Annotated in this window: 23 protein-coding genes and 1 riboswitch; of the genes, 15 read left to right on the top strand and 8 right to left on the bottom strand. The window is 44.3% G+C overall.

From position 1 onward, the window contains the following. The first annotated feature begins 20 nt into the window (after window positions 1-20). Window positions 21-827 (top strand): glutamine amidotransferase-related protein, encoded by an 807-nt coding sequence (locus L4D76_RS04530; protein ID WP_428439747.1) that lies wholly within the window; start codon window positions 21-23, stop codon window positions 825-827. Window positions 828-1,229: 402 nt separating this feature from the next. After that, window positions 1,230-2,504 carry an NRAMP family divalent metal transporter gene (locus L4D76_RS04525; protein WP_428439746.1) on the top strand — a complete coding sequence of 425 codons (1,275 nt, stop codon included), beginning with the start codon at window positions 1,230-1,232 and terminating at the stop codon, window positions 2,502-2,504. Window positions 2,505-2,904: 400 nt separating this feature from the next. On the opposite strand, the gene mocA is transcribed toward L4D76_RS04525, so the two are convergent. Then, on the bottom strand, window positions 2,905-3,510 hold the full coding sequence (gene mocA / locus L4D76_RS04520; RefSeq protein WP_428439745.1) for a molybdenum cofactor cytidylyltransferase: 606 nt from the start codon (window positions 3,508-3,510) through the stop codon (window positions 2,905-2,907). 114 nt (window positions 3,511-3,624) lie between these two features. On the opposite strand from mocA, the gene yqeC reads away from it, so the two are divergent. The 6 genes from yqeC to add all read left to right on the top strand — a co-directional run bounded on the left by yqeC (window position 3,625) and on the right by add (window position 10,665). Next, entirely contained in the window at window positions 3,625-4,497 is an 873-nt protein-coding gene (yqeC, locus tag L4D76_RS04515) for a selenium cofactor biosynthesis protein YqeC (RefSeq protein ID WP_428439744.1), read from the top strand. 30 nt (window positions 4,498-4,527) lie between these two features. After that, window positions 4,528-6,126, top strand: a complete 1,599-nt coding sequence (gene yqeB, locus L4D76_RS04510) for a selenium-dependent molybdenum cofactor biosynthesis protein YqeB (RefSeq protein WP_428439743.1) — start codon at window positions 4,528-4,530, stop codon at window positions 6,124-6,126. 87 nt (window positions 6,127-6,213) lie between these two features. Further along, complete coding sequence (locus L4D76_RS04505) at window positions 6,214-6,660, top strand: MauE/DoxX family redox-associated membrane protein (protein ID WP_428439742.1); 447 nt, start codon at window positions 6,214-6,216, stop codon at window positions 6,658-6,660. Window positions 6,661-6,689: 29 nt separating this feature from the next. Next, window positions 6,690-7,256 (top strand): rhodanese-like domain-containing protein, encoded by a 567-nt coding sequence (locus tag L4D76_RS04500; RefSeq protein WP_428439741.1) that lies wholly within the window; start codon window positions 6,690-6,692, stop codon window positions 7,254-7,256. Between the two features lie 128 nt (window positions 7,257-7,384). After that, entirely contained in the window at window positions 7,385-9,307 is a 1,923-nt protein-coding gene (locus L4D76_RS04495) for a methyl-accepting chemotaxis protein (RefSeq protein WP_428439740.1), read from the top strand. Window positions 9,308-9,544: 237 nt separating this feature from the next. Then, window positions 9,545-9,644, top strand: a riboswitch (purine riboswitch). Between the two features lie 25 nt (window positions 9,645-9,669). Next, window positions 9,670-10,665, top strand: a complete 996-nt coding sequence (add, locus tag L4D76_RS04490) for an adenosine deaminase (protein WP_428439739.1) — start codon at window positions 9,670-9,672, stop codon at window positions 10,663-10,665. Window positions 10,666-10,917: 252 nt separating this feature from the next. On the opposite strand, the gene L4D76_RS04485 is transcribed toward add, so the two are convergent. Further along, complete coding sequence (locus L4D76_RS04485) at window positions 10,918-11,778, bottom strand: LysR family transcriptional regulator (RefSeq protein WP_428439738.1); 861 nt, start codon at window positions 11,776-11,778, stop codon at window positions 10,918-10,920. A gap of 157 nt (window positions 11,779-11,935) precedes the next feature. On the opposite strand from L4D76_RS04485, the gene L4D76_RS04480 reads away from it, so the two are divergent. The 3 genes from L4D76_RS04480 to L4D76_RS04470 are packed head-to-tail and all read left to right on the top strand — an operon-like array spanning window position 11,936 to window position 13,833. Continuing rightward, window positions 11,936-12,904: a haloalkane dehalogenase gene (locus L4D76_RS04480; RefSeq protein ID WP_428439737.1), complete on the top strand. Its 969-nt coding sequence runs from the start codon at window positions 11,936-11,938 to the stop codon at window positions 12,902-12,904. Window positions 12,905-12,917: 13 nt separating this feature from the next. Continuing rightward, window positions 12,918-13,532, top strand: coding sequence for a short chain dehydrogenase (locus tag L4D76_RS04475; protein WP_428439736.1), 615 nt, complete (start codon window positions 12,918-12,920; stop codon window positions 13,530-13,532). Further along, window positions 13,519-13,833, top strand: coding sequence for a DUF1330 domain-containing protein (locus L4D76_RS04470; protein ID WP_428439735.1), 315 nt, complete (start codon window positions 13,519-13,521; stop codon window positions 13,831-13,833). Before L4D76_RS04475 ends, L4D76_RS04470 begins: the two co-directional genes overlap by 14 nt. Before the next feature lie 131 nt (window positions 13,834-13,964). On the opposite strand, the gene L4D76_RS04465 is transcribed toward L4D76_RS04470, so the two are convergent. Then, window positions 13,965-14,414: a DUF3319 domain-containing protein gene (locus L4D76_RS04465; RefSeq protein WP_428439734.1), complete on the bottom strand. Its 450-nt coding sequence runs from the start codon at window positions 14,412-14,414 to the stop codon at window positions 13,965-13,967. A 373-nt stretch (window positions 14,415-14,787) separates the two neighbouring features. Here L4D76_RS04465 and L4D76_RS04460 point away from each other — a divergent pair, with 373 nt between their 5' ends. The 3 genes from L4D76_RS04460 (at window position 14,788) to L4D76_RS04450 (ending at window position 17,172) form a co-directional block, all read left to right on the top strand. Next, window positions 14,788-15,726 carry a PAS domain-containing protein gene (locus L4D76_RS04460; RefSeq protein ID WP_428439733.1) on the top strand — a complete coding sequence of 313 codons (939 nt, stop codon included), beginning with the start codon at window positions 14,788-14,790 and terminating at the stop codon, window positions 15,724-15,726. 52 nt (window positions 15,727-15,778) lie between these two features. Beyond that, window positions 15,779-16,615 carry a helix-turn-helix domain-containing protein gene (locus tag L4D76_RS04455; RefSeq protein ID WP_428439732.1) on the top strand — a complete coding sequence of 279 codons (837 nt, stop codon included), beginning with the start codon at window positions 15,779-15,781 and terminating at the stop codon, window positions 16,613-16,615. A gap of 98 nt (window positions 16,616-16,713) precedes the next feature. Then, complete coding sequence (locus L4D76_RS04450; RefSeq protein WP_428439731.1) at window positions 16,714-17,172, top strand: GNAT family N-acetyltransferase; 459 nt, start codon at window positions 16,714-16,716, stop codon at window positions 17,170-17,172. A 385-nt stretch (window positions 17,173-17,557) separates the two neighbouring features. Here L4D76_RS04450 and L4D76_RS04445 read toward each other — a convergent pair whose 3' ends face one another. The 4 genes from L4D76_RS04445 to L4D76_RS04430 form a co-directional block, all read right to left on the bottom strand. Next, on the bottom strand, window positions 17,558-18,832 hold the full coding sequence (locus tag L4D76_RS04445) for an FMN-binding protein (protein WP_428439730.1): 1,275 nt from the start codon (window positions 18,830-18,832) through the stop codon (window positions 17,558-17,560). Between the two features lie 65 nt (window positions 18,833-18,897). Further along, window positions 18,898-19,176, bottom strand: a complete 279-nt coding sequence (locus L4D76_RS04440) for a tetrachloroethene dehalogenase (protein WP_428439729.1) — start codon at window positions 19,174-19,176, stop codon at window positions 18,898-18,900. 10 nt (window positions 19,177-19,186) lie between these two features. Beyond that, window positions 19,187-20,605: a reductive dehalogenase gene (locus L4D76_RS04435; RefSeq protein ID WP_428439728.1), complete on the bottom strand. Its 1,419-nt coding sequence runs from the start codon at window positions 20,603-20,605 to the stop codon at window positions 19,187-19,189. A gap of 207 nt (window positions 20,606-20,812) precedes the next feature. Further along, window positions 20,813-21,730: a LysR family transcriptional regulator gene (locus L4D76_RS04430; protein ID WP_428439727.1), complete on the bottom strand. Its 918-nt coding sequence runs from the start codon at window positions 21,728-21,730 to the stop codon at window positions 20,813-20,815. 646 nt (window positions 21,731-22,376) lie between these two features. On the opposite strand from L4D76_RS04430, the gene L4D76_RS04425 reads away from it, so the two are divergent. Next, window positions 22,377-22,886 (top strand): PaaI family thioesterase, encoded by a 510-nt coding sequence (locus L4D76_RS04425; protein WP_428439726.1) that lies wholly within the window; start codon window positions 22,377-22,379, stop codon window positions 22,884-22,886. Window positions 22,887-22,967: 81 nt separating this feature from the next. Here L4D76_RS04425 and L4D76_RS04420 read toward each other — a convergent pair whose 3' ends face one another. Further along, complete coding sequence (locus L4D76_RS04420; protein WP_428439725.1) at window positions 22,968-23,345, bottom strand: nuclear transport factor 2 family protein; 378 nt, start codon at window positions 23,343-23,345, stop codon at window positions 22,968-22,970. Between the last annotated feature and the right edge of the window lie 226 nt (window positions 23,346-23,571).

The raw sequence follows: 23,571 nt of genomic DNA, 5'->3' as shown, positions 1-23,571 counted from the left end.
CATTCGTATAAGGAAAGTCGATGAAATTAGGCGTATTACTTTGTGATGATGTGCGGCCTGAATTACAGATCAGGCATCACAACTACCCCGAGATGTTCGCGGCAATTTTGCTTAAAGCGGATCCGGAGCTCGAACTGTTTTATTACCGGGTAATGGCTGGCCACTATCCTGACACGATTGATGAGTGTGATGGTTATATCAGTACTGGCAGTAAATATAGCGTGTACGATAATGACGAATGGATAAAGAACTTTGAAAGGTTTGTACGCAAGCTATTCCAGCACAACAAACCGTTTGTCGGCGTGTGCTTTGGTCATCAGATGATTGCGCAGGCACTCAGTGGTTCAGTGATGAAATCTCCTAATGGCTGGGGGATTGGCATCAATACCTGGCAGCTACTGGCTCATGAGAGCTGGATGGTCAGATCGTCAATAAACACCGATGATTCAATAAATAAAAAGCCCTCAATAGTCCCCCATTCATCACTAAGCCCATATGTATCAAAAACCAATAACCTTGAGCGCTTTTCGCTGGCAGTCAGCCATCAGGATCAGGTTGTATCACTGCCGGCAAATACCACTGTGTTAGCCGGCAGTGCGTTTTGTCCAAACGCGATGATCAAGGTCGGCGATCATTTTCTCGGCATTCAGGGGCATCCTGAATTTACCAGAGAGTATTCACATGATCTGATGGAAATACGTCAAGGGGACATACCCGCTAATGCGATTGAGGTGGGAATGGCATCCTTAGAACAGCCGCTTGATAGCGATGAAGTTACTCGTTGGATGCTCAACTTTATTAAAGTAAACCTACCTTGTTCAGACTGATACTATCGAACCAACCTGCCTGGTCGACTTTAATTAGTGACTGTACTAAGACGTTTATTGTGAGTTGAAACAATCCTGCTGATTCTTAATAAATTTATTATCGTTTTTTAACATACCTCCGCCTAATAAAAGATCGGTTATAACCGCTTACATTAGAACTTAACCCTACATCACCAACTTCTATTGGTGATGTGTGCTTTTTTGAGTTTTGGCGAGTTTGCTTATCACATCTAAAACTGCGAAAAATGGAGTGTAGGAATTGAAAGTGACGTTAAATCAAAAGAATACGTTAAATCCTAGCAAACCAAAATCGAACATATAGACATTTATTCTGCCAGCTTATTCAATCACGCTTAAATAAACCAGGCCGAAAAATATAATAAAAATCATCAGGATGTAATCATGAAAAGCACAGCGACCATTCAGGTTGAACCCGGTATCAATCGATTAAAACGACTTATTCAGTCATTAGGCCCAGGTATTATGATGGCAACCGCCGCCGTTGGTGGTTCTCACCTTGTAGCGTCAACCAAAGCCGGTGCCATTTATGGTTGGCAGCTTGCCGGCCTGATCTTGCTCGTCAATCTTTTCAAATATCCGTTTTTCCGAGCAGGCGTACAGTACACCATGGGGACAGGTCAAAGCCTGGTCCAAGGTTATAGCCAAATGGGACGTGGTTATTTATGGCTGTTTACTGCCCTTAATGCCGTATCTGCTGTGGTAAACACCGCGGCGTTACTTTTATTTAGCGCGAGTTTACTTGGCTACTTCCTGCCAGTAGAACTACCACTAACCACTTTAGCGGGAGTGGTATTGATTGCGTGTTTAGCGATTTTGTTTGCCGGTCATTACAAAGCGCTAGATGGTCTGTCAAAAGTGATCATGGCGGTTCTTGTGATTGCCACAGTGGGTGCTGTGATAGTTGCAGCTGGTAAGGGCAGTGTTGCGCCAGCTGATTTTGAGACACCGTCTGCCTGGTCGATTGCTTCGATCGGTTTTCTTGTAGTGATGATGGGGTGGATGCCTGCGCCAATCGAGATCTCTTGTTTAACGTCACTATGGCTTAAGAGTCAGCGTAAAGAACAACAAGTGACTGTCAAATCCGCGTTTTTTGATTTTAATGTTGGTTACATCGGAACGACATTATTGGCTATCGTTTTCTTATCTTTAGGCGCATTGGTACTTCATGGCAACGGTACAGAATTAAAAAGCTCAGGTATTGGTTTTTCACACCAACTTGTAAGCATGTATGCATCAACCATTGGTGAATGGTCTCGCTACCTTATCGCTGTTATCGCTTTCTTCTGTATTTTCGGCAGTACGATTACAGTTATTGATGGCTATTCTCGTGCGTTGGCAGAAGCACAACTGTTGTTACAAAAGAAAGAGCTGGAACAGCGTCGTTATCACCATGGCTGGATGTTGTTAGTAGGTGGTGTTGCAATGGGGATCTTGCTGTTCTTTACCTCGGCATTAATGCCAATGCTGGATTTCGCTATGATTATGGCATTCATGACAACGCCTATCTTTGCCTTATTGAACTACCGATTAGTAATGAAAGCAGATCTGCCTGAAGAATTGAGATTGAGTAACAGCTTGAGAGCCTTATCCTGGGCAGGGCTGACCTACTTGTTTGGTTTCTTAGCTATCTTCATCTGGTGGAAATGGTTAATGTGATCAAGGTTAACCAATGACACAATAAATATTTTTAAAGCCAGCGATTCCCCGCTGGCTTATTTTTTACTTAGCCAATCTGGAAAAAATCAATTTCGGTATCTGGCGATTTCAAAAGAGAACCACTCTCTATCAATCGCTATCCTTGAACTGGTACTCTTTCACAGAAACTCTGAATAGTTAAAACACCTAAACATGTCATCCCAGAATTGAGGAACGAAATATCCGAGGTGCGCCTTAGATTCCGTATAAGTTCGTACCTCACTTTACGGAATGACGACGATTGGTGACTGAACATATCTAAAGCTTCTGTGATGTTGTACTCGACTCACAGTGGTGTTCTAAATGGTAAGTTAATTAACGGAGTTGATACAACAGCTATCAAATTGATAAGAGTGATATCTCAGTTATCAATTTGATACTTACGGTGTGCGCTCTCGCACACTGCGTGATAAGCCGCCGGTGTGTCGACATCTAAGTAAATATCTAACTGATCTAAGCCAATAAATTTGACCTTATAAGCCATAATAAGAGGCTTCATTTTTCCATCAATTTCTGAGCGTTGAATGACAGGTATTATTGATTTTGGTAACAACACCGGATGACCCGGCTTCTCTTTTGTACCGGGAAATACCGTGTGCTCTCCCCGTTCTGACCAGACTTGCTGATAAATGTCAGCAGACACACACGGCATGTCGCCATGGCAAATAAAGAAGTGCTCACTTCGTACTTCACGGACACCGGCCTGAATTGAACCAAACATGCCCAGCGAATAATCAGGGTTCACAACAACCCTGATTTTCGCATTGTTTTCATACCGTTCAACCAGCTCGTTGCCACGATGCCCGACTACAAGAATTACCCGAGAACAGAAGCGAAGTGCATTTTCGATACTCTCGTCAAGGATCGTATGGTGACGGTAAGGTAGCATCATTTTCCAGCTCCCCATTCGGGATGACAGGCCGGCAGCAGGCATCACACAATCGACATTTTGCAGTTGGTTACTCATTGAATTCCCGTTGATAATTCTAGTCCGTAGGATCTTAATTGTAATTTCATAGCTAACTATAGTGATTCACATTAACAGAGCAAGCACTGCACACTGAAGAATAAGAGAGGCAACATGCCCGACAGAACTGAACACATCCCACTTCTCCCTATTACTCCAAGCATTTTAGATGCCGATTTTACTACGCCTTTGATCATCTCTCTCGTGGGCGGTGGCGGTAAAACATCCACCGCCTTCTGGCTGGCACAAGAATTCAAAAAGCGTGGTCATTGTGTACTGGTATCCACCACCACCAAAATGTACTTACCTGCACCAGAACAAGCAGATTGCTTTATCTGCGCTGATAATAATAACTCGGGGAAAAGCCCTGAAACAGCATTGCTTTCACGCCTGCAAAACCAACTATCAAAACCCGCTATCACTTTTTGCTATCAAAATGAAATAGCGCCGAATAATGGAAAAATGACCGGCAATACCAAAGAGCAAACCAAAGTGTCAGGGATCACACCAAACCTTGTTGAACAGCTCAAAAATACATCCCCTTTCACAATTTTTATTATTGAAGCCGATGGCGCTAAGTGTTTGCCAATTAAGGCTCCTTCCGGGCATGAGCCTTGCATTCCAATTAACTCGGATATGGTGATCGGCGTTACAGGTGCAGAGATTATTCATACTCAGGCTCGTCCTGAGAGAATTCACAGATGGAACATGTTCTCTGCCCTTACACAGTGTTCAGAAGGTGACGAAATTGATCACCGGATATTGTGTCGATTGATTGAGCACCCACATGGAATGTTTAAGCAGGCTCCAGACCATGCCATCAAGATCTGGTTAATCAATAAAGTTGATCTTGCGCCGGTTTATTTAAAACTGACTCAGCTGGCGCAAACGATCATTACACAAACCCACCAGCTTGATGCGATCTGGCTTGCTGCAATGCACGATCTATCGCCGATAAAAGACATCGTAACGAGGGGAGACACCTGACCTCGTTACGCGATATAGAGGTCAAGATTAATGAATATTTTTGCTCAGGCAGCTCTACTAGAACAACAAAACACGCCTTTTGCGTTTGCTAACATTATCGAAACGCGAGGTTCTGCACCTCGTCATTCAGGACAAATGATTATCAAAGCAGACGGTACCATTATCGGCACCGTCGGTGGCGGCATGATCGAACGCTACGTCATAGAACAGTCCATTGAAGCCCTGCAAGAAAGGAAATCCCGGGTAGTAAAAGGCCGTATGACACGATCCGGCCCGGAAGCGATGGGCATGGACTGCGGCGGGGCGATGACTGTTTCAATCGATGTTTACGGCCTGCGCCCAGCTTTATTACTGATTGGTGGCGGCCACGTCAACCGCGCCGTTGCCCATGCGGCTCATGTTTTAGGTTTCGATATCAGCGTCGCCGATGCTTACGAAGACAGCCTGGCCGAAGCGCATTTTCCTGCAGGAACCAAACGCATTCTAGGCAAAACGATGGATGATGCCATCGACCAGCTGGATATTAACAAAGAGAGCTTTGTGGTTATTGCGACTAACCATCAGGATCAAGATGCGATCACCAAAGTCGTCGGTTGTGATACCCAATATATCGGCCTGATGGCAAGCCGCCGTAAAGTACAAACCTTATTCAATCACTTGCGAAAAAGTAACGTCAGCGAAGACCATATTCAGGCCATTCACTCCCCGATTGGTTTCAATATTGGCGCAGAAACACCGGAAGAAATCGCCATCAGCATTATGGCTGAAGTCCTTAAAGTGAAGCATCAGTCTTCAGGCGGGTTAATGAAAGACGATACTCGCCTGAACCGCAACCGGCTGGTGCTGGTACGTGGTGCTGGTGATATCGCAACAGGTGTGGCTATTCGCCTTCACAATGCAGGCTTTAAAGTTGTGATGACCGATATCGCCCAACCCACAGTGATCCGCTGCACCGTCGCCTTTGCCCAGTGTTTATACGGTGATCCCATTGAAGTCGAAGGCGTGACAGCCAGAAAAGCCCATAGCACTGAAGATGTATTCAATGCCATTGAACAGGGTCTGATCCCGGTTATGGCTGATGAGCAATGCAGCTCGCTTGCCAGCTTAGCACCGACCTTCCTTGTCGATGCCATTCTTGCCAAACGTAACCTGGGCACGACCCAAGATATGGCTCCGGTCACCATTGCTTTAGGCCCGGGCTTTAATGCCGGTGTCGATTGTGATGCGGTCATTGAAACCAATCGCGGCCACCATTTGGGCCGGATCATCTATCACGGAGAAACCCAACCAAATACCGGTATTCCCGGCAATATCGCCGGTTATACCCATCAGCGAGTACTGCGCGCCCCTTGTCAGGGAATTATGCACAACCATGTCAAACTTGGCGATATAGTCGAAGAAGGTGATGTTATCGCCCACGTTGGCGACAGTCAGATTGTTGCACCACTGAGCGGTATGGTACGCGGACTTCTTAACGAAGGCTTAACTGTTACTGAAGGATTTAAAATCGGCGACATTGACCCCCGCGGCATAGAGGCCGATTTTACAACCGTTTCGGATAAAGCTCGCGCCATTGGCGGCAGCGTACTCGAAGCGATGCTGTACCTGGAGCAAACTACATTGAACTAACGTCATTATCCCTTGCAGAAGAAAGCTCGGTAAGGGCTTTCTCTCTGACTAAGGTCAACATCAAAGTCACGGAAAGAGAGTATTGCTATGAAAACACGAGGATACGTTCATCATTTCATCACCAGCTTTATTTTCATGTCGGCAGCAGCGATTGCGCTAAAAGGCTTCTTCGCCCCCGAAAACACAGCATTACTGTTGCTCGATACCGGCTTACTCTCAGCTATGTATGTTGATCCCATAGCCTTTGCATTACCTCTTGCACTCTCAATTTGTGCAACGCTCGCTTTTTATGAACTAGTCAGTTTAGTGCCTGTTATTGTTTGTTTTGCTTTGTACACCGTACTTTCTGGCATCGCCATCCAGCAAGGCCTCAATCTTGATTGTGCTTGCAACCTGCCAGGATCTCTGGAGTCAATTGTCTATCGTGAGATCGAACCGCAATTCTTCATGTTACTGATCATTACCATGGTGGCTGGCACTTTACATTTCTTCAATTCCAGGCACCCGATACAAACAACAGCACACCTGGCCTGATTAACATTACTTAACTAAGGATAAGAATAATGCCTGTGGAAAAATACCTTTCCCGACCATCATATCGCGGCTTTTGGCTTAACGTTTTTATTCTCGGCGCCGCGCTACTCATCTTTCCCTTGAGTGCATCTGCCGGATTGTTTGGAAACAAGTTTGAACGCGAGGTAAAAACAGAGCGAGTTGCAATCAACCTTCATCATGAAACGATGCAAGGCGGTTATCAGTTAATTAATACTGAAAAAGTAAAAGCCCTGTTAGATGACGGAAAAGATGTTCTGATTATAGATGCCATGCCATTTGAAGACAGCTATAAAAAAGAACACATTCCTACAGCCCAGCAGTTCTTATTCCCTGTCTCGTCCATGCCAGAATGGAACACCGCTGAAACCAATGGCCGAAGCGAACAAGACTTCACCCGGATGTTAGGCTCAGACAAAGACAAAATGCTGGTGTTCTATTGTGGCTTTGTCAAATGTGGTCGCAGTCATAACGCCGCGACATGGGCCGTTAAACTGGGTTACAGCAATGTATACCGTTATCCTGGCGGCATTTACGCATGGAAAGGTGCCAGTAATAAAACGGCAAGTGTGAAGTAACTCGCTACAGTCATTTTCTCGACGCGCCATGGATGCCAATTAGTATTTAATCCATGGCGCTCTTTTGTTAATGAACGGATGAATCTAAGTCCCCCCTCTCGATTTGCTACCTGAAGTAGAAGTAACCAATGAATAAGCTCAATCGCATATCAATAAAAAACAAAATCATATTAGCTACCTGTATTGCGCTCCTCTTCTCACTTTCAGCGACAACCCTGATAAACAATTATCAGGTAAAACAGTTGATGCTCAAGCAAGTTGAAGAACAGCAGTTGCCGACGGCCCTTGCGGTCATCCGTGAAGCCATAGAAAGTGATATTAACCTTCCGGTTCAAGCAGCCAACCAATTAGCTGGCAATGTCTTTATTCAGAACTGGATAATAAATGGCGAACCCGATAGCAGACGAGCCGAAGTCTTAAGCCAATTAGATTCGCTGGCGAGTATGGAAAACGTGAACGGTACGTTCCTGGTTTCGATGAAAGGCTTACATGACTACCGCTCAGGGGAAGGGCTCAGAGGGACAGTTTCAGCCGATGATCCAGCCTACTCATGGTTATATAACCAGCTTCGTTCTGGCGAGTCTGTCAATCTGACTTTTGACACCGGTCAGCAAGGACAGGAACGCCTGTTTATCAATAACCTGATCTCTAAAAATGGCGAACCGCTATCGGTTTCCGGTATGGCAATTGACCTCAGTCAATTATCCGACATGCTGCGACAATACAAGCTGGGCGAAACAGGTGCCGTGTATCTTGTCTCACAACAGGGCGAAATCAGAATACAGCCTGAGACGGGCATCATGAAAAATCAGTTACCCGCATCTCTGACATCAACATTGCTGAATCAGCAAGAATTCAGCCTTGATAAACTGATTACCGATCAAGGTACACACCTTATTGCCTCAAGTTACTTGCCCATTATTGATCTGTATATTGTTGCTGAAATTTCCGAAAACGAGTTATATCGCGCTTATGACTCCGTCACTGAAAAAAACATCCTCATTAATATCGCCCTGGCGGTATTATTTACCCTTCTTGCTGCGTTTTTAGCCGCAAGGATCGTGACTCCGATACGTAATGTCGCCCATTTAATGCGTGACATTGGTGAAGGAGAAGGCGATCTCAATCAGAGACTAGAGATAAAAGGTAATGATGAAATAACCGAGCTTTCAATCGGTTTCAATAGTTTTGTCGAAAAAATACACGGTTCGATAATAGAAGTTTCACAAGTTACTACAGAGCTGGTCACCTCAATTGAAAACACCAAACAGCTCTCTGAAGGTGCAGGAAATATTGTAGAGGATCAAAAAGAGCAGACAACGCAAATCGCAACGGCGATTAATGAAATGGGCACCACCATTTCGGAAATGGCACGCAACGCCTCAATCGCTGCGGACTCGGCTCAGCAAGGCAACAATGAAGTGTCGAACGGCATCGATATTGTCCAAAGCAACATTGACTCGATGTCAGCGTTATCTCGCAATGTTAATTCAGCCTCTTCGGTCATTGCCAACCTCGCCCATCAAACCGACAAAATTGGCGCCATCATCGATGTCATCAATGGTATTTCAGATCAAATCAATCTGCTCGCGCTGAACGCTGCGATTGAAGCAGCCCGAGCCGGCGATCATGGCCGGGGATTTGCTGTTGTCGCAGATGAGGTTCGTTCACTGGCACACAGAACAAACCAATCAACGCTTGAAATACAGGAAATGATTACACAACTGCAGCAAGGCACCAAAGAAGCCGTTGATGTGATGGATGAGGGGCAAAGCAGCAGTAAATTAAGCTTAGAACTGGCAGGCAAGATAGGTAGCTCTTTAGCCGCGATTCAGCAAACTATTTCCACCATCAATGATATCAACACTCAGGTTGCGACCGCGACGGAAGAACAAAATGCCGTGGTTTCTGATATCGGTCGGAACATAGAGAAAATCAGCGAACAAAGTTATCAAACATCAGATGCATCCAGCCAGACGATAGAAGCCTGTTATCAGCTCAATGCATTATCCGGTCGTTTAAAAAACCTAATTGGACAATTTAAAATTTAATCCATAAGTAAAATGACGAAATAAGTATAAGGCGCGATATTTAGACAAGCTCTAATCGCTTAAAAACCACCATCAGCCCCATGGTTATTACTCACATGGGGCTCATTGTATATTAGATTTCTTGCTTTCAGAAAAAGCGCGCAGAGTGTTTAGCTCGAAATTACCCCTCCTAACGAACCAGGCAATTGATGCAAATGTGCCATCAATCTAAATTGCAGAGCATCAGTCACGGTGATAAACTCCCCCAGATAATTACTTCGTATAATCCCAATAATATGGTTTGGGAGTTTCTACCAAGAGCCTTAAATTCTTGATTATGAAGTCTGTAACTTTATGTACCATTTTAATAAAGGTAGAGACTCATGAACTACTTTAACTTGCCAAAAATTGATCTGCATTGTCACCTGGATGGTAGCGTACGCCCGCAAACCATCATTGATCTCGCTCACCAGCAAAATATTACCCTGCCAAGTGAAGACATTAACGTAATTAAATCGCTAATGGTCGCTCCCGAGACCTGTCAAAATCTCGATGAGTACCTGATGCGATTTGAGCTGCCGCTCTCTGTCATGCAGACAGAAGCCGGTATCGAACGTATTTCATTTGAAGTGTTTGAAGACGCTGCCAAAGAAAACGTAAAGTATTTAGAAGTGCGCTTTGGCCCTCTGCTTCACTTGCAACAGGGGCTAACCCTTGATCAGATTATTGGTAGTGCCGTCAAAGGGATGAAGAAAGCTGAAGAGCTATATGACATCAAGGGCAACTATATTCTGTCGATATTGAGGACGATGCCCAAAGACAGAATTAAGGATGTTCTCGATGCCGGTGCAAAATATCTGAATGACGGCGTGGTTGCGTTCGACCTGGCTGGCAGCGAACTGTCGGGTTTCTGTCATGAATTCGTACCTTATGCCCAATACGCCCTCGACAAGGGGTATCGAGTTACCATTCATGCCGGCGAGCAGGGTGATGGCCAGAATGTCCATGATGCAGTATCGCTGCTGGGTGCCGAACGTATTGGACACGGTATCCATATCAAGGGCCATCCTGAGGCCTATGATCTGGTCAAAAGCAAAGCTGTTGCTCTGGAAACCTGCCCGAGCAGCAATATCCAGACCAAAGCTGTCGACAACCTGAGCAGCCACCCGATAAAAGCTTTTCACAAGGACGGTGTGCTGATCACTATCAACACCGATAACCGGACGGTCTCTAACACTACGATGACCGATGAAGTACGCAAAGTGGTAGAAGAGTTCAACCTGAGCCGCGAAGATTACTATGCGATCTACAAGGTGAGTGTCGAGCATTCATTCGCGTCAGAGGCGGTCAAGCAGCACCTGCGTCAGTATGCAGAGTAAGATCCAGTAATTTGATAAGGGCTAGACATCAACTGTCTAGCCCTTTTTTTTACCAATAATTACTTAATGTTTAAAGTGCAAGCATTCTCGCTGTTTGCGCCGGAATACCCTCAGTCAGCTATACACCCAGCCAAATAGAAGTCGTGTTCTTAGGCGTTCTTTGCCAGTAAAAACCCGGTGAATGGTCATGCACTGATTGATCGATTCAACTAAGGCGCTTCAGCCCCAGAGCGAGCTGGCTCTTCATCACTTTCACACATAATCATCAAAGAAATTCCAGACCATCATTCCAACGGGCCCTAGGACTTTGTTATTAAGTTTGGCGACATAAACAGGCACTTCCATAGTCTCTTGAATATTCAATTGAATCAGCTTTTTATCCTGGATTTCTTGCTCAACCTCGTGAACCGGTAAACGCCCCCAACCCAAGCCGCTGTGTATTAGTGATTTTTTGGTGTTGTGATCAGATACATACCACTGAAGACCATCTTTAACGATGCCAGAGTCAGGGCTACTTTTGTAAGAAGATTTAACGACTACTTGCGGGTACGGTAGCAAGTCAGTTTTACTGATATTGTTTTTATCCGCCACGGGAAAACGATCAGAAATAAATACCGGCAGTTTACAGTGATCAATGCAGCGATACTGCACCTTGGCATCTTGTTCTAAGCCACCATAAATACCAATATCAACCAAATTATCCAACAACATTCGTTCCCCGGATGCAGTTTCAATGTCCAAATGGATAATGGTTTTTGGAAACTCTTGTTTAAGTTGCCCTAACAGTTGCGTGACCTTGTCCATGGGAAATATCGCGCTAATGCTGATGCGCAGTTCGGCTTCTACTTCACTATTCATCTGACGGGCGAACATATCAAAGTCATTGGCTTCATTAAGCAAATGCTGAATTTTGTTGATTAATATTTTGCCATTACGCGTCAGCTCCGGCCGGTAGGTATCACGGTTAAATATCTCAATCTGGTAATACTCTTCAACCTGTTTTACGGAGTAAGACACAGCAGAACGCGCTTTAAAGAGCCGTTCACTGGCCTTACGAAAGCTGCCTTCCTGATGGATCACGTTGATAACGTGCAAATGTTCTAATGCAATCATGGCCTAATATTATGACCATGTTGATCAAAAAGCTATGCTTTTTTAGGCCGCCATTATTCACTAAAGTTACTTCATCAATCGCACCCAGTTGCAATTACTCAAGAAACCAAGGGCATTTGTAGGGTTGTCAAAATATTTGACCAGTGAGGAAGTGGGCATGAGTCAGCAAATTCTTAGAACACCAGAGGACGCGTTTGCGAACCTCGTGGATTACCCGTTTGCGCCAAACTATATGGATATCGATGGTATGCGATTGCATTACATCGATGAAGGCAAAAACAATGATAAAACAATTTTCTTACTGCATGGCCAACCGTCGTGGAGCTATTTGTACCGACACATGGTGCCACTATTGGTCAATGCGGGTTATCGAGTGATTGCACCTGATTTAATCGGCTTTGGTAAGTCAGATAAACCGACTGCCAGCGACGCCCATACTTACGGTAACCATGTGCGCTGGATGACTAGTTTTGTCCGCCAACTAGGGCTCAAAAATGCCGCGGCTTTTATGCAGGACTGGGGCGGAATGATAGGTTTACGTGTATTGGCGCAAGAACCCGAATGGTTAGATCGCCTTGTTGTTGCCAATACCGCGCTGGCTGAAATGACAGGCATGGAAAAATTCATGGTACCCAAAATCCTTAAGCTGCTTGCAGCTATGGCCGGCAAACCAAGCCTCGAAAAATTTGCCAGCAAAATCAATTATGGCAATTGGGCTGGCTATTTTAGGCACGCTGATCAACTAGAAATTGGTAAAATCATTCAAACGCTGACCACCAGGCGGCTAAGCATTGCCGAAATGCAGGCCTACGATTCCCCCTTCCCCAGTCCTGAATATTATGCGGCACCCAGAAAGATGCCTGAGATTGTTGCGTCTGAACTGGATGAAGTGAATGCTGACTGGGAGAAACTCAAGCAATGGCATAAACCCGTGCTGACTTTATTCAGTGATAAAGATCCCTTTTTAGCGGGCCAAGGTTACGACAATAAATTTCAAAGTAACTTTACAGGTGCACAAGGCCAACCGCATATGACCATTGAAAATGCATCACATTTTTTACAAGAAGATCAATCCCCGCAACTGGCAACAGCATTAACTCGCTGGTTAGAACAAACCGGATATTAAATTAGGAGAAACTATGAAAATTTTAGTGATAGGCGCAACCGGTGTTATTGGTAAAGCAGTCGTCAAACTCTTAGGCCAAGATAACGAAATTATTTCTGTTGGTAATCGCAGTGGCGACTTTACTGTGGATATTAACAATAAAGATTCAATTCAAAGCCTGTTCGAAAACGTTGGAAAGGTTGATGCCATCATCAGCACTACCGGCAAAGGAGAATTTGGTAGCCTGGAAAACATGCCTGATGCTGGCTATCAATTGGTTTTAGAGAATAAGTTGATGGGACAAGTTAACCTTGTTCGAATTGGCTTAAATTATCTCAATAAAGGCGGCTCTATTACCTTAACTTCCGGTGCTGCCGCTATACATCCAGTTCCAGGAAGCATCGCAATCAGTATGGCCTGTGCAGCCGTTGATGCTTTTGTGGTTTCTGCAGCGTTAGAGCTTAAAGATGATAAAAGAATTAACGCTGTCAGCCCGAGCTTTGTTAAAGAAACCATGGAAATGATGGGAATGGATAGTACAACAGGTATACCGGCAAAAGATGTCGCACTATTTTATCAGGCCAGCATCAACAGTCAGAGCAATGGAAAAGTCTTTCAAACCATAGAAGATAAGCATGAACACGGATAAACCAGCTTACCTTGTTGCCAGCACCCTATTACCGGAAGGTCATGCATCTCTTGCCGCCTATTGTGAAGCCTGTTATCCCATCTTTCTGACCTATGGTGCAGAGGTATTAATTGCAGGGACTTCCTCACAGATTTTAGAGTTGGTAGAAGGCTGCTGGCCAAATCAGGAGGCTAAATTATCATTAGTAAAGTTTCCATCCATGCAACATCTCAAGGATTGTTGGAACTCAGATGAATATCAGGCGATAAAGCATTTAAGAACGGATATTGTTAAAACAAACTTTTCACTGGCAGTGGATTAAAAAGAAAAAGCAATATGATTATTTCGGTAGTGGTCAAGTAAAGTTGTGGCTGACTTTAATTGAACACTACAATTCTTAGTGATTACAGATTAATACATAAATAACTGAATTCACACGTTTATAATTCCTAATCATCTCTGTTTTCTTTGCAGCTTTTCAATAGCATTATCTATCTTTGCTTCAATGGCCTTCTGACTTCCTTTTAATAACTGTCCATTATGCAACATATACCAAGTGTTGTGCTCACCTGTATCATTAAATAATTTGAAGCCCTGGTAAACGACAACTTTACGTTTTGATGAATTTTGATTGGCCGCTTTGTCATGTGCTATTTCTGTTTTATTATCACACCACCAATCAATGCTTTCCTTGATAGAGGATAAGTCACCAGTATTAAGCTTACCGTTAATCTTAGCTTTCCAGCTATCAAGACCCTCGGTTGTATTTTCCACAAGAAAACCACGGTGATGTATTCTTTGTATTGTGGACTGTTGATGTTGGTGATTTGAGTCAGTTACCTTTGATACAGTCTGATTGCCATTGGATCCAAATAATCTAAATAACCCTTTTTTTATAGACATATACAACGTAATAACCGAGATCAGTTGAGTTTATTTCTAATAAATTAGCAGACTTTAGGCTAAAAACTACTCTGACCTTGTAATTAAACGTACCTCCGTAAACAATCTGTGATCCAAGTCCATCACTTTTATTATCTTCTCAAAACCACCGTCGATGCCAAGAACACGGAACACGAAGTGTCTATTTCTATCTCCAATAGCACCAAAAAGGTATTACACCTACTTCGATGACTAGAAATTACTCATCAATTTTGCCATATTTTAGTTAATGTGAAGGGTTCCCCTTGTACCCCACCATGAGCGTTGATAATGTCTATGTAACCAAGGCTATTCGGTGATGGAATACCCTTATTGTAAAAACACGGTGTTATACATGGCGAATACAATCTTGCGAAATAGTTTATGTGTAGTTGATGATATCGAGCAGTTGCGCTTCGCATTAGACAATGTTCCTGTCTATGTATATATAAAAGACAGAGAGTCTCGTTACATTTACGCCAATAAATTAACGCTAAAGTTATTTGGCTGCTCATCTGATGAGCTGATAGGTCGGAGCGATAGCCATTTTTTCCCTCCTGATATCGTAAAATCTTTACGTGAAATTGATTTACGAGTACTAAGCGGTGAAAACACACAAGAAGAAGTTACTGTTGGAGCGCTGGGTAGTGGCCAGCGCGTCTATCTAGAGGTCAAAACCCCCATCTACGACAAGTCTGATAGTAATTTAATAGTGGCGTTATTAGGTATTTCTACCGACATTTCATATCAGAAGCAGATAGAAGATGAAGTGCGTAGCCTGGCACTCACTGATCACCTTACCAATCTACCAAATCGCCGCCTAATAACTGAACGAATTGAGCAAGCACAATATAGAAGCAAACGACATAACACCTATTGTGCCGTGCTATTTGCTGATTTAGATAAATTTAAGCAGGTAAATGACCTATATGGCCATGAAATAGGTGATCGATTACTGATTGAAGTTGCCAACCGATTGTGTCGACAGGTACGGGATACAGATACCGTCGCCCGGTCTGGTGGTGATGAATTTATCATACTCCTGGAGGAGGTTGGGTCTGAAAAGAGCCAGGCTACCGACTATGCTGCCGAAATCTCCGAAAAAATGATTAACATACTGAATGAAGAGTATTATTTTGACGATATTAAACTAAACATTTCTGCCAGTATTGGTATTACTCTGTTTTTTGATGATGCACACTCTACCTCACATATAATTAGTAATGCCGACGCTGATATGTACAAACAAAAACAAAATGGCACCAATCAACATCGATTTGTTCCGCCACTGTAACAAGATAATTAGATGCTACGCCCTACCCCCTATTAATAGCTAGATATATGAAATGATAAACTGGATACATTCTCCGAAAAATCCTGACGTGGCCAAGTATGTTGAGTGCTATTGGTTTTTGGAGAAAAAACAAAATGATAATGGTCATAACCAACCTAAATTGAATCCTGATCCTGCAGGGCACTTGATTATTGCCTCATCTGAGCAAGGTTATCAATATGATCTTGAAACAATGTCTGCAAAGGGGAACGGAAGCCATTGGTTATTCCCTCATTGCCATACCTATCAAATGGACCACTCCAAACCATTTATGATTTTAGGCGTCAAATTTCACATAGGTGCGCTCTATTCATTAGATATCACCCCCAAACAACCAGTATTGGATCAAGTGATTGATGTTGATATCAATGCCTTACTTAACTCCGAAATATTTAGTGAGACAGATATACTGGTTAAGGCAAGACTTCACCCTGAGATCTGCTGTGATACCTTGGATGAATTACTGCTGCCTTGGTTATTAAATAGTCGCCAAGATAAACACAGTAAGCTAACCCATAGTGCGTTGTCTTTGCTCTCGGATACGCCCATTTCCAATATGGGGGAGTTGTTACACTGTTCACAGCGAACTCTTGAACGATGTTTTGTGCGTGTTACAGGATTTACCTGTAAGCAATGCCAGTCAATGAATAGACTCGAAGCAATGTTAGAGTATTTATATCAACGTAAAGAGAAAGATATTGATTGGGCACATGTTGCTTATAAATTCGGCTTTAGTGATCAGCCACATTTAATTCGTTATCTTAAAAGTAGTATTGGATCAACGCCTGGGGAATATGCTAAACAACGCGACTTAACCATTGATATTTATGGAGGCGTTGAATCATCTTAAAAACTGTCGTTTTTTTACAATCCTTTCTCAATGGCTATCGTTAATATTTGTTCTAAGAGTTGAGGCGCTTATGACGTAAGAGCCCAATAAAGATAGATATGACGAAAGTAGAACTAAAAATGAAAAAAGAAATTAGACATTACCAAGAACGCGACTTAAACGAGTTACTTAACTCATGGGAAAAGGCTTCAAGAGTCGCGCACCCTTTTATGACTGAACAGTTTTTTGAACAAGAACGCCATAACATCCCAAATATATACATCCCTAATGCGGATACATGGGTGGCAGTAGCTGACGAAAAAGTGGTTGGATTTATTGCCTTAATCGGTAATGAAGTAGGCGGTATTTTCGTTGACCCAAGTCTCCATAGCAATGGCCTTGGTAAGGCATTGATCGACAAAGCTCAAAAAATTCATGGCGATTTAGAAGTCCAAGTATTTAAGGAAAATACGATAGGCCGCCGTTTTTATGACCGTTATGGCTTCAAATTCATGCATGAAACGGTATGGGAACAAACCGGCGATGTACTTTTAAGACTGGCTTTTACTGCTGATTGAGCGCAACAATATTAAGTTCACCAATTACCGTCAGCTCAAAGCGATTATGGCTGGCAGGCAGCACTGCAAGAATAATGATGAAGCTGCGTAATAAGGCTTTGTAATATTGCTAATTGATGGGTACGTGCCAGCAACCTGATTACTGTCCCAAATTGCCTCGATATAGAGCAACTATATCTTCAACAATTTGTGTTGTATTCAAGTCGCTGGCAACGTTAAATTAACCCGATACCTATCCCTGTTGGGCTTATTGTTGAGGCGGGGTTATAGCTCGGGGATAAATTGCTGGATAAAAAAGCCAACAATTGTCGCAACAGTAAGTAGAAACAGCGAGCCACTGATCAAGCGTTCACCCTTAGCTGGCTGCTCATTTCTGGCACCACGCTTAGCGGATCGTGTCGGTCGCTGGCTCACGTTCTTTTGACTTGTCTGCGGGTTTACGCTCATGGGATACATCCTTAATGGCTATTTGTTTTCCTTTGCGGATTTGCTTCAGGGTCTTGGCCCGCATCTCAACACTGTAAGTTAGGAAACGCCCCAGCGGACAGAGCATCCTGCACCAGAAGTCGTTGACGACAAAAGCGCCGAAAATGCTTAATGGCAATATGTACCACTGAATGCCTACCCCTTCGAGAGAAAACAACATTGAAAATGGCTCGTATGAACCAATGGCCGGAGTGCGAGACAAAAAGATCAGCATCAGCGACAGCCAGAGCAGCGTATTGGTCCACAATTTCACGTGCTGTTTCAACCAGGGATAGAGCTGCAGGTTGAGGCCACTGAGTTGATGCAACCAGCGCTGGATCTGGTGGAACGGGCAAAGCTGGGTGCAATAGACATTGCGGCCTAAAAACAGGATTGAACCCAGTGAGCCTGTCAGCATGATGTACCACAACAGATGTTGCTGAGGCGACGGAATATAGCCCAGCAGCAATGACCCTATCATGGTGATAGAGAGGGCACTATTAAGCCAATATCCGATCAAAATAACCGAGCTGATTGCCAGCAGCTGGTTATAACGTTTCTGCCATTGCAGCGGCACCTTTTTAACAATGAGTGCAGCTACAAATAACAATACGGCCAGCAACTCTTTGTAGCCGACAATAAATTCAGGGCGTTGCCAGTTTTGTGGTAATGCGTAACGTTCGGCGGCATTATGGGCTGCCTCACGAATACCTGACGTTAGCCCCCGAGAGGAAAGGGTTGCCCCGCTGAGTCCGTCGATATCAAGCCCAAGTTGATAATCTTTATTCAGCAGCTGATTATCGAACTGCCGGTAAAACCGCCCCTGTTTGAATTTGTTAATATAGGCTGGTGTTTCTTTATGCTCAAGCAGCACTGTGCTTATTATACGCCCCTGCTCATTGGTTTCGACCGCCAATAACATCGGGCCACCGTAACCTTGAGATTGTCCCAGACTGAGATAGCGAGTAACGTCGCCTTGCTTTAACTGGTATTGCTCGCCTTGGACACCCGTTATTTGCGAAATTTCATTATGGGGGAAAGCTTGCTGTAATAACTGCGGGTAGTTGGGTTGCTGCCAGATCAGACCAATAACAAACGCGGCAGCCAGTGACGCCCAGCTGAAAACATGCAACCAAGGCAGACCTTTTGTTTTTGTCCGAGGCCGCCGACGAGACTGTGAGAGTCCCTGAAACATATACTTCTCCAAAATAAAAAAAGCGGTTCCTGGCTGTAAAACCACGAAACCGCCGGACTATTTTTTTACGATTTTATAACTGGCTGAATAAACTTACGCCAGGTGACAACAGCCAGGATCAGGGTCGGCAAGCCAAAGCAGATCATTCCCATGGCGCCCGATTGAGGCTCGCCTTCGGCAAAGGAGGCCCAGGACCAACCAACACAGATCCAGCCAAGCCCGAACGTACTTAATAAGCCTAAGTTAGCTTTTAGGTCGAGCAAATAGTTACGTCGCAGATGCACATAACCCCATAAAGCCGCGGTGGTGGCCATACCCATCAAGTACCACATTAATCCAATCATGAGTCTCTCCTTAGGTGAAATCGCCGTCAAAGCCGCTGCGCCAGAATTTGATAACGGCTTCTTCATCATTGACGTTACCGTAACCAAACAGAATATCGGCTTGCTTCATCATGGTATGCACCACACCGCTGGTAACCGCGTTAGAACCATCAATCAGTCGGTGGTGCCAGAAATCGGGTTTGTTCCAAGGGCAAGAGGCAATACAAGCACCGCAGTCGCCACCGTTCTCAGCCCAGAATTTGAAACATTTTTTCGAATCGCTATAGAACTTGCGCATTCCCGGCTGACCTTGCCAGGCATATTCAGGATCTTCACTGCCCGGATATGTTGGGCCCATAGAAGGTTTATCGTCCATGCTGATAGCTTGGGACGGACAGGATTCGGCACAACGCTTGCAGTGTTCACAAAACTCCATGATGCCGAAATTACGAGGTTTGTCGTAAGCCGCATCATCAAGCTCAAGATCGGTATAAACTTTAGAGATACGTACACGCGGGCCGAGGGTCGGCGCAATCAATGTACCGTTTCGTGCGCCTTCACCCAGTCCGGCGGCGATGGCATAGGCAACGGAACTGCCCATATCATTACCAGACCCAACCGCCTGATAACCGATTCCTCGAAGGAACTTGGCCATAGCGCCGGCCTGAATGGTATTATTGGTATAACCCATGGCTGCCGTTGCCGATGCCGGGATCATCGGCGCTGTTGCCATCGCCTCATAGTCCATCTCCGTAAGCATAACAATCACGGTTTTAGGCTCGAACGGAAAGTCTTCTTCCCAGGTTAAGGTTTCTTCTTTCGTCACATCATAAAGCGGATCATAGTCCCAGCGTTTGTCGCGGCGACATATCCCGACCCTTACGGCACCAAATGTCTTGGCCGCCGTTTTAATCGCGCAGACCTTCTCAACGGAATCTTTGAACGGGTATTTGTGAGGAACGACATCTGACTGATCCCAGCTGAAAACGCCGCTGTTGGGCACCCCGCCAGACTGCGATGGGGCCAAATTATCCATGCTCCACCAGGATGCCGCTTCCAAAGAATAATCGAGCTGGGTGTAACCCACTCTATTATTATCGGCACGTGTATGCGCTGTCGCAAACCTCATCATACCATGTTGAAAGTTAAATGGTTTTTCCCCTGGAGCAATAGGGCCGCCAGTATCTTCACTAAAGCTCAGATTACGGTCGGGATGTTTCTTGGCCAATGCCTGGCTGATGGCAAAGGTAAGAAGAACATTGCGTTGATCCATAGGGCGAATGTCCGGTGACGTTTCCACCGGAAAATCGTCCTGTTCAACACCGTCCACCCGGTTTTTGACCCAGCTTCCGGCCCCGGCAATAACACCGACACCGGCGACGGCTCCCGCACTTATTTTTAATAGCTGGCGACGTTTTTCGTCGACGACTGGCTTGTCTTGTTCGCTCATATTCACCCTTTCATTTAGTCATTGATTCTAAAATCAAAAACGATAGATGTTCAGGCGAATTTTATTCACTTACCTCTTGTGCATATACACTTAAGTTTAGAAACACAGTTCCTAAAAAATGCAAAGTACCAAATAATACCAGCTGAGATAATAGTCTGAGTTGATCAGATAATACCAATCGGGATAAGTCCCGATTGGTCTAAAAAGTTACATCGTCGCTCCGAGTTGTTGCTGAAGCTTGGAGAACTCATCCTGAAAAAAATCAATGACTACACGCACTCTGTGCGGTACATAATGGCGGCAGGAATAGAGCCCCCAAGTAGTGAAGTCGGTAGCATATCGGCCGTCAAATAACAACTGTAACCGACCGGCTTTGAGGTGGTCCAAGCACAGAAGCGGTGGTACCCAAACAATGCCAAGTCCGAAAATCGCAGCAGAAGTACAGATTGGAAGAGTGTCTGATTCCAGCGGACCACTGACCTCTATTAGGTGAGACTGATTATCATCGCTCCATACCCATATATTTGCCGGATGAGCCCCTTTTGCCGAAAGCAGGCAAGGATAATCGACGAGTTGCTTCGGATGTGTAAGCTCGGGATGTTGCGCAATAAAGTCCGGACTGGCGACAAAACCACGTTTAAGAGTTAACAGATTACGTCCGATCATTGAGCTGTCAGGCGGATTCTCATTACTTGTATAAAGAACCAGATCGGCATGCATATCCATCGGGTTTTGTCGGCTTTGATAAGAGACAAACTTCAGCTGCAACCCCGGATAACGCCGAAGAAGCCGAGCCAGAGCCTCACTCCAGAACTGCTCGATAAAATCCAGCGGTGCCGCGATAGTAATAACACCTTCCGGCTGGGCCTGCAGCTGACCGACACTTAACTGCAGGGCCTCCACTTCAGCCAGGATCGTTTTGCTTCTTTCTACCAATTCAATACCGGCATCCGTCAGCGTCAGAGGCCGCGTCGTCCGTTTCAGTAAATCAATACCCAGCAGTTGTTCCAGCTGGGCAATATGACGACTAACTTTTGATACAGGAATACCTAAGGCTTTTGCCGCCGCACTCAGGCTTCCATATTTGACAACCATGGTAAATAAGGCAAGTTCTTCTGTTTTCATATTGACTATCGTTATATAACATATGTAATTTTATGCTTCATGATCATTAGCCGTCATAAAAAAAGATATGATCTGAAACAGCGTTCATTTGATTTATTTATAAAAGCTTGTTTGTAATATACCCAAACTACCTCATGATGCAGAGTTCAGCGAGAATTCATTGGCTTTTAGTCAAGGCGGCCATTTGAGTGAATAGTGGTTCTATTTAGAAAATGGCTAACACAGAATAAAAGCCAATGAAACTCGCCCTTTGGGAGCTCCTCTGGAAAATCACTTCTTCACAAAATGTGCTTGAAAGGGAATGCCATTCCTACATACATTTCGTTCGAATTGAATTCCCAGAGGAAGCTCTGAATCATGCATCTTGAAGTAGTTTGGGTATATCAATCAGAACAAGTATCTGGCCAATTTAACATCTAATATTTACATTTCGAGCTGGAAATAACCGTTCCTTCTTGTGTCTACTCGGCTCAAAGAATAAAGCGGATTTATTCCAACCAGCTGCTTTCCTATATCAGCTTTCAAATATTGAATAAACACTGGCTGATTCATTCTCCTATTGCTAATCAAAAATCGGCAACAGAGTTGACAGATCTCCCTTATAGAGCTTAACTGGTCTAATGAGTTATTATCAGGAGAGGAAGCAATGGACAGCAGAGTCACCCAAGCAAATATCATGCTTGAGCATTTTGCAAAGCATCAGGTTCAATTAATTGATTACTGTACGCCTGAGGTTTTGGAGATCGATGACGAACAGTTATCCCTCAAGTTGCCATTAAACAAAAAGACCCAGAATCACTTAGGCAGCATGTACTTCGGCGCATTAGCCATAGGCGCAGACATTGCCGCTGGGCTAATGGCTATGGAGCTCGCTAGCAATTCTGGACTTAATGTATCCCTTGCTTTTAAATCTGTACAAGGTGATTTTCATCGCCGACCTGAGGATGATGTCATCTTCCGTTGCAACCAAGGGAAAGACATTAGAGATATGCTGGAAATAAGCAATAAAACCGGTGAGCGGATCAACAAACCGATCACTGTTACGGCAACATGTCCGACCAAAGACGGTACACAACCGGTCGCGAGTTTTACCCTAACGTTGTCGCTCAAGATTGTACCGTCATCTGTTTCTTCACCCGTAGAGATAAATTCCTGAGATGGGAACTGTTGAAGGCGACATTCTGTCGCCTGATGATATGATTATGTTTACTCAGATACATATCACCAGACTTACAACTTAAAGTCTGGCTGCCATCAATTGATGGATCAGATTAATGGCCTTAAGCGGGCGCAACATCACCTTGAAGTCGATAATCTTGCCATTTTCATCCCAACGGATCATATCTACCCCGTTGACGACAATTCCGTCTATTTCGACGCTAAATTCCAGTACGGCATCACGATCATTCACAACTTCACGCTCATAGCTGAATGTATCGTTAAAAAGTATGCCAAACGCAGCTGTCAGGTATTGCAAAGTGATTGCCTTTCCCTTCTGAGGCGCGTGTACCACAGGAGAATGAAAGGTGACATCGTCAGCGAGCAGCTCTTTTAATGCCGACATGTTCCTTGAGTCTACAACCTGGTGCCAAGCTTCAATTACTTTCATATTCATTAAACTCTATCCTGAGAGGCAGAAGAACAAAATGTAAGCTTATGACATAAAATAATTTTAACCAGTTCAAACACAAAAACATTCATAAGATAAATGATTAACCAACGAGATCCAGAATTCAGCGGCCCCGCTCATATTAAATAAAACTGACTAACAACATAAAACTGACCAACTGATGTCAATAAGAACGCACGATACAAAAAAAGGACGATCAGTTTTATTTGAT

Source organism: Photobacterium sagamiensis (assembly GCF_050337085.1).
In the GTDB taxonomy this organism is placed as follows: domain Bacteria; phylum Pseudomonadota; class Gammaproteobacteria; order Enterobacterales; family Vibrionaceae; genus Photobacterium; species Photobacterium sagamiensis.
This window is presented reverse-complemented; position numbering and strand designations above follow the sequence as displayed.

Bases quoted from the DNA above. Each gene is read 5' to 3' on its own strand.
- L4D76_RS04530 (WP_428439747.1), top strand. From the start codon at position 21: ATGAAATTAGGCGTATTACTTTGTGATGATGTGCGGCCTGAATTACAG.
- L4D76_RS04525 (WP_428439746.1), top strand. From the start codon at position 1,230: ATGAAAAGCACAGCGACCATTCAGGTTGAACCCGGTATCAATCGATTA.
- mocA (WP_428439745.1), bottom strand. From the start codon at position 3,510: ATGAGTAACCAACTGCAAAATGTCGATTGTGTGATGCCTGCTGCCGGC.
- yqeC (WP_428439744.1), top strand. From the start codon at position 3,625: ATGCCCGACAGAACTGAACACATCCCACTTCTCCCTATTACTCCAAGC.
- yqeB (WP_428439743.1), top strand. From the start codon at position 4,528: ATGAATATTTTTGCTCAGGCAGCTCTACTAGAACAACAAAACACGCCT.
- L4D76_RS04505 (WP_428439742.1), top strand. From the start codon at position 6,214: ATGAAAACACGAGGATACGTTCATCATTTCATCACCAGCTTTATTTTC.
- L4D76_RS04500 (WP_428439741.1), top strand. From the start codon at position 6,690: ATGCCTGTGGAAAAATACCTTTCCCGACCATCATATCGCGGCTTTTGG.
- L4D76_RS04495 (WP_428439740.1), top strand. From the start codon at position 7,385: ATGAATAAGCTCAATCGCATATCAATAAAAAACAAAATCATATTAGCT.
- add (WP_428439739.1), top strand. From the start codon at position 9,670: ATGAACTACTTTAACTTGCCAAAAATTGATCTGCATTGTCACCTGGAT.
- L4D76_RS04485 (WP_428439738.1), bottom strand. From the start codon at position 11,778: ATGATTGCATTAGAACATTTGCACGTTATCAACGTGATCCATCAGGAA.
- L4D76_RS04480 (WP_428439737.1), top strand. From the start codon at position 11,936: ATGAGTCAGCAAATTCTTAGAACACCAGAGGACGCGTTTGCGAACCTC.
- L4D76_RS04475 (WP_428439736.1), top strand. From the start codon at position 12,918: ATGAAAATTTTAGTGATAGGCGCAACCGGTGTTATTGGTAAAGCAGTC.
- L4D76_RS04470 (WP_428439735.1), top strand. From the start codon at position 13,519: ATGAACACGGATAAACCAGCTTACCTTGTTGCCAGCACCCTATTACCG.
- L4D76_RS04465 (WP_428439734.1), bottom strand. From the start codon at position 14,414: ATGTCTATAAAAAAAGGGTTATTTAGATTATTTGGATCCAATGGCAAT.
- L4D76_RS04460 (WP_428439733.1), top strand. From the start codon at position 14,788: ATGGCGAATACAATCTTGCGAAATAGTTTATGTGTAGTTGATGATATC.
- L4D76_RS04455 (WP_428439732.1), top strand. From the start codon at position 15,779: ATGATAAACTGGATACATTCTCCGAAAAATCCTGACGTGGCCAAGTAT.
- L4D76_RS04450 (WP_428439731.1), top strand. From the start codon at position 16,714: ATGACGAAAGTAGAACTAAAAATGAAAAAAGAAATTAGACATTACCAA.
- L4D76_RS04445 (WP_428439730.1), bottom strand. From the start codon at position 18,832: ATGTTTCAGGGACTCTCACAGTCTCGTCGGCGGCCTCGGACAAAAACA.
- L4D76_RS04440 (WP_428439729.1), bottom strand. From the start codon at position 19,176: ATGATTGGATTAATGTGGTACTTGATGGGTATGGCCACCACCGCGGCT.
- L4D76_RS04435 (WP_428439728.1), bottom strand. From the start codon at position 20,605: ATGAGCGAACAAGACAAGCCAGTCGTCGACGAAAAACGTCGCCAGCTA.
- L4D76_RS04430 (WP_428439727.1), bottom strand. From the start codon at position 21,730: ATGAAAACAGAAGAACTTGCCTTATTTACCATGGTTGTCAAATATGGA.
- L4D76_RS04425 (WP_428439726.1), top strand. From the start codon at position 22,377: ATGGACAGCAGAGTCACCCAAGCAAATATCATGCTTGAGCATTTTGCA.
- L4D76_RS04420 (WP_428439725.1), bottom strand. From the start codon at position 23,345: ATGAATATGAAAGTAATTGAAGCTTGGCACCAGGTTGTAGACTCAAGG.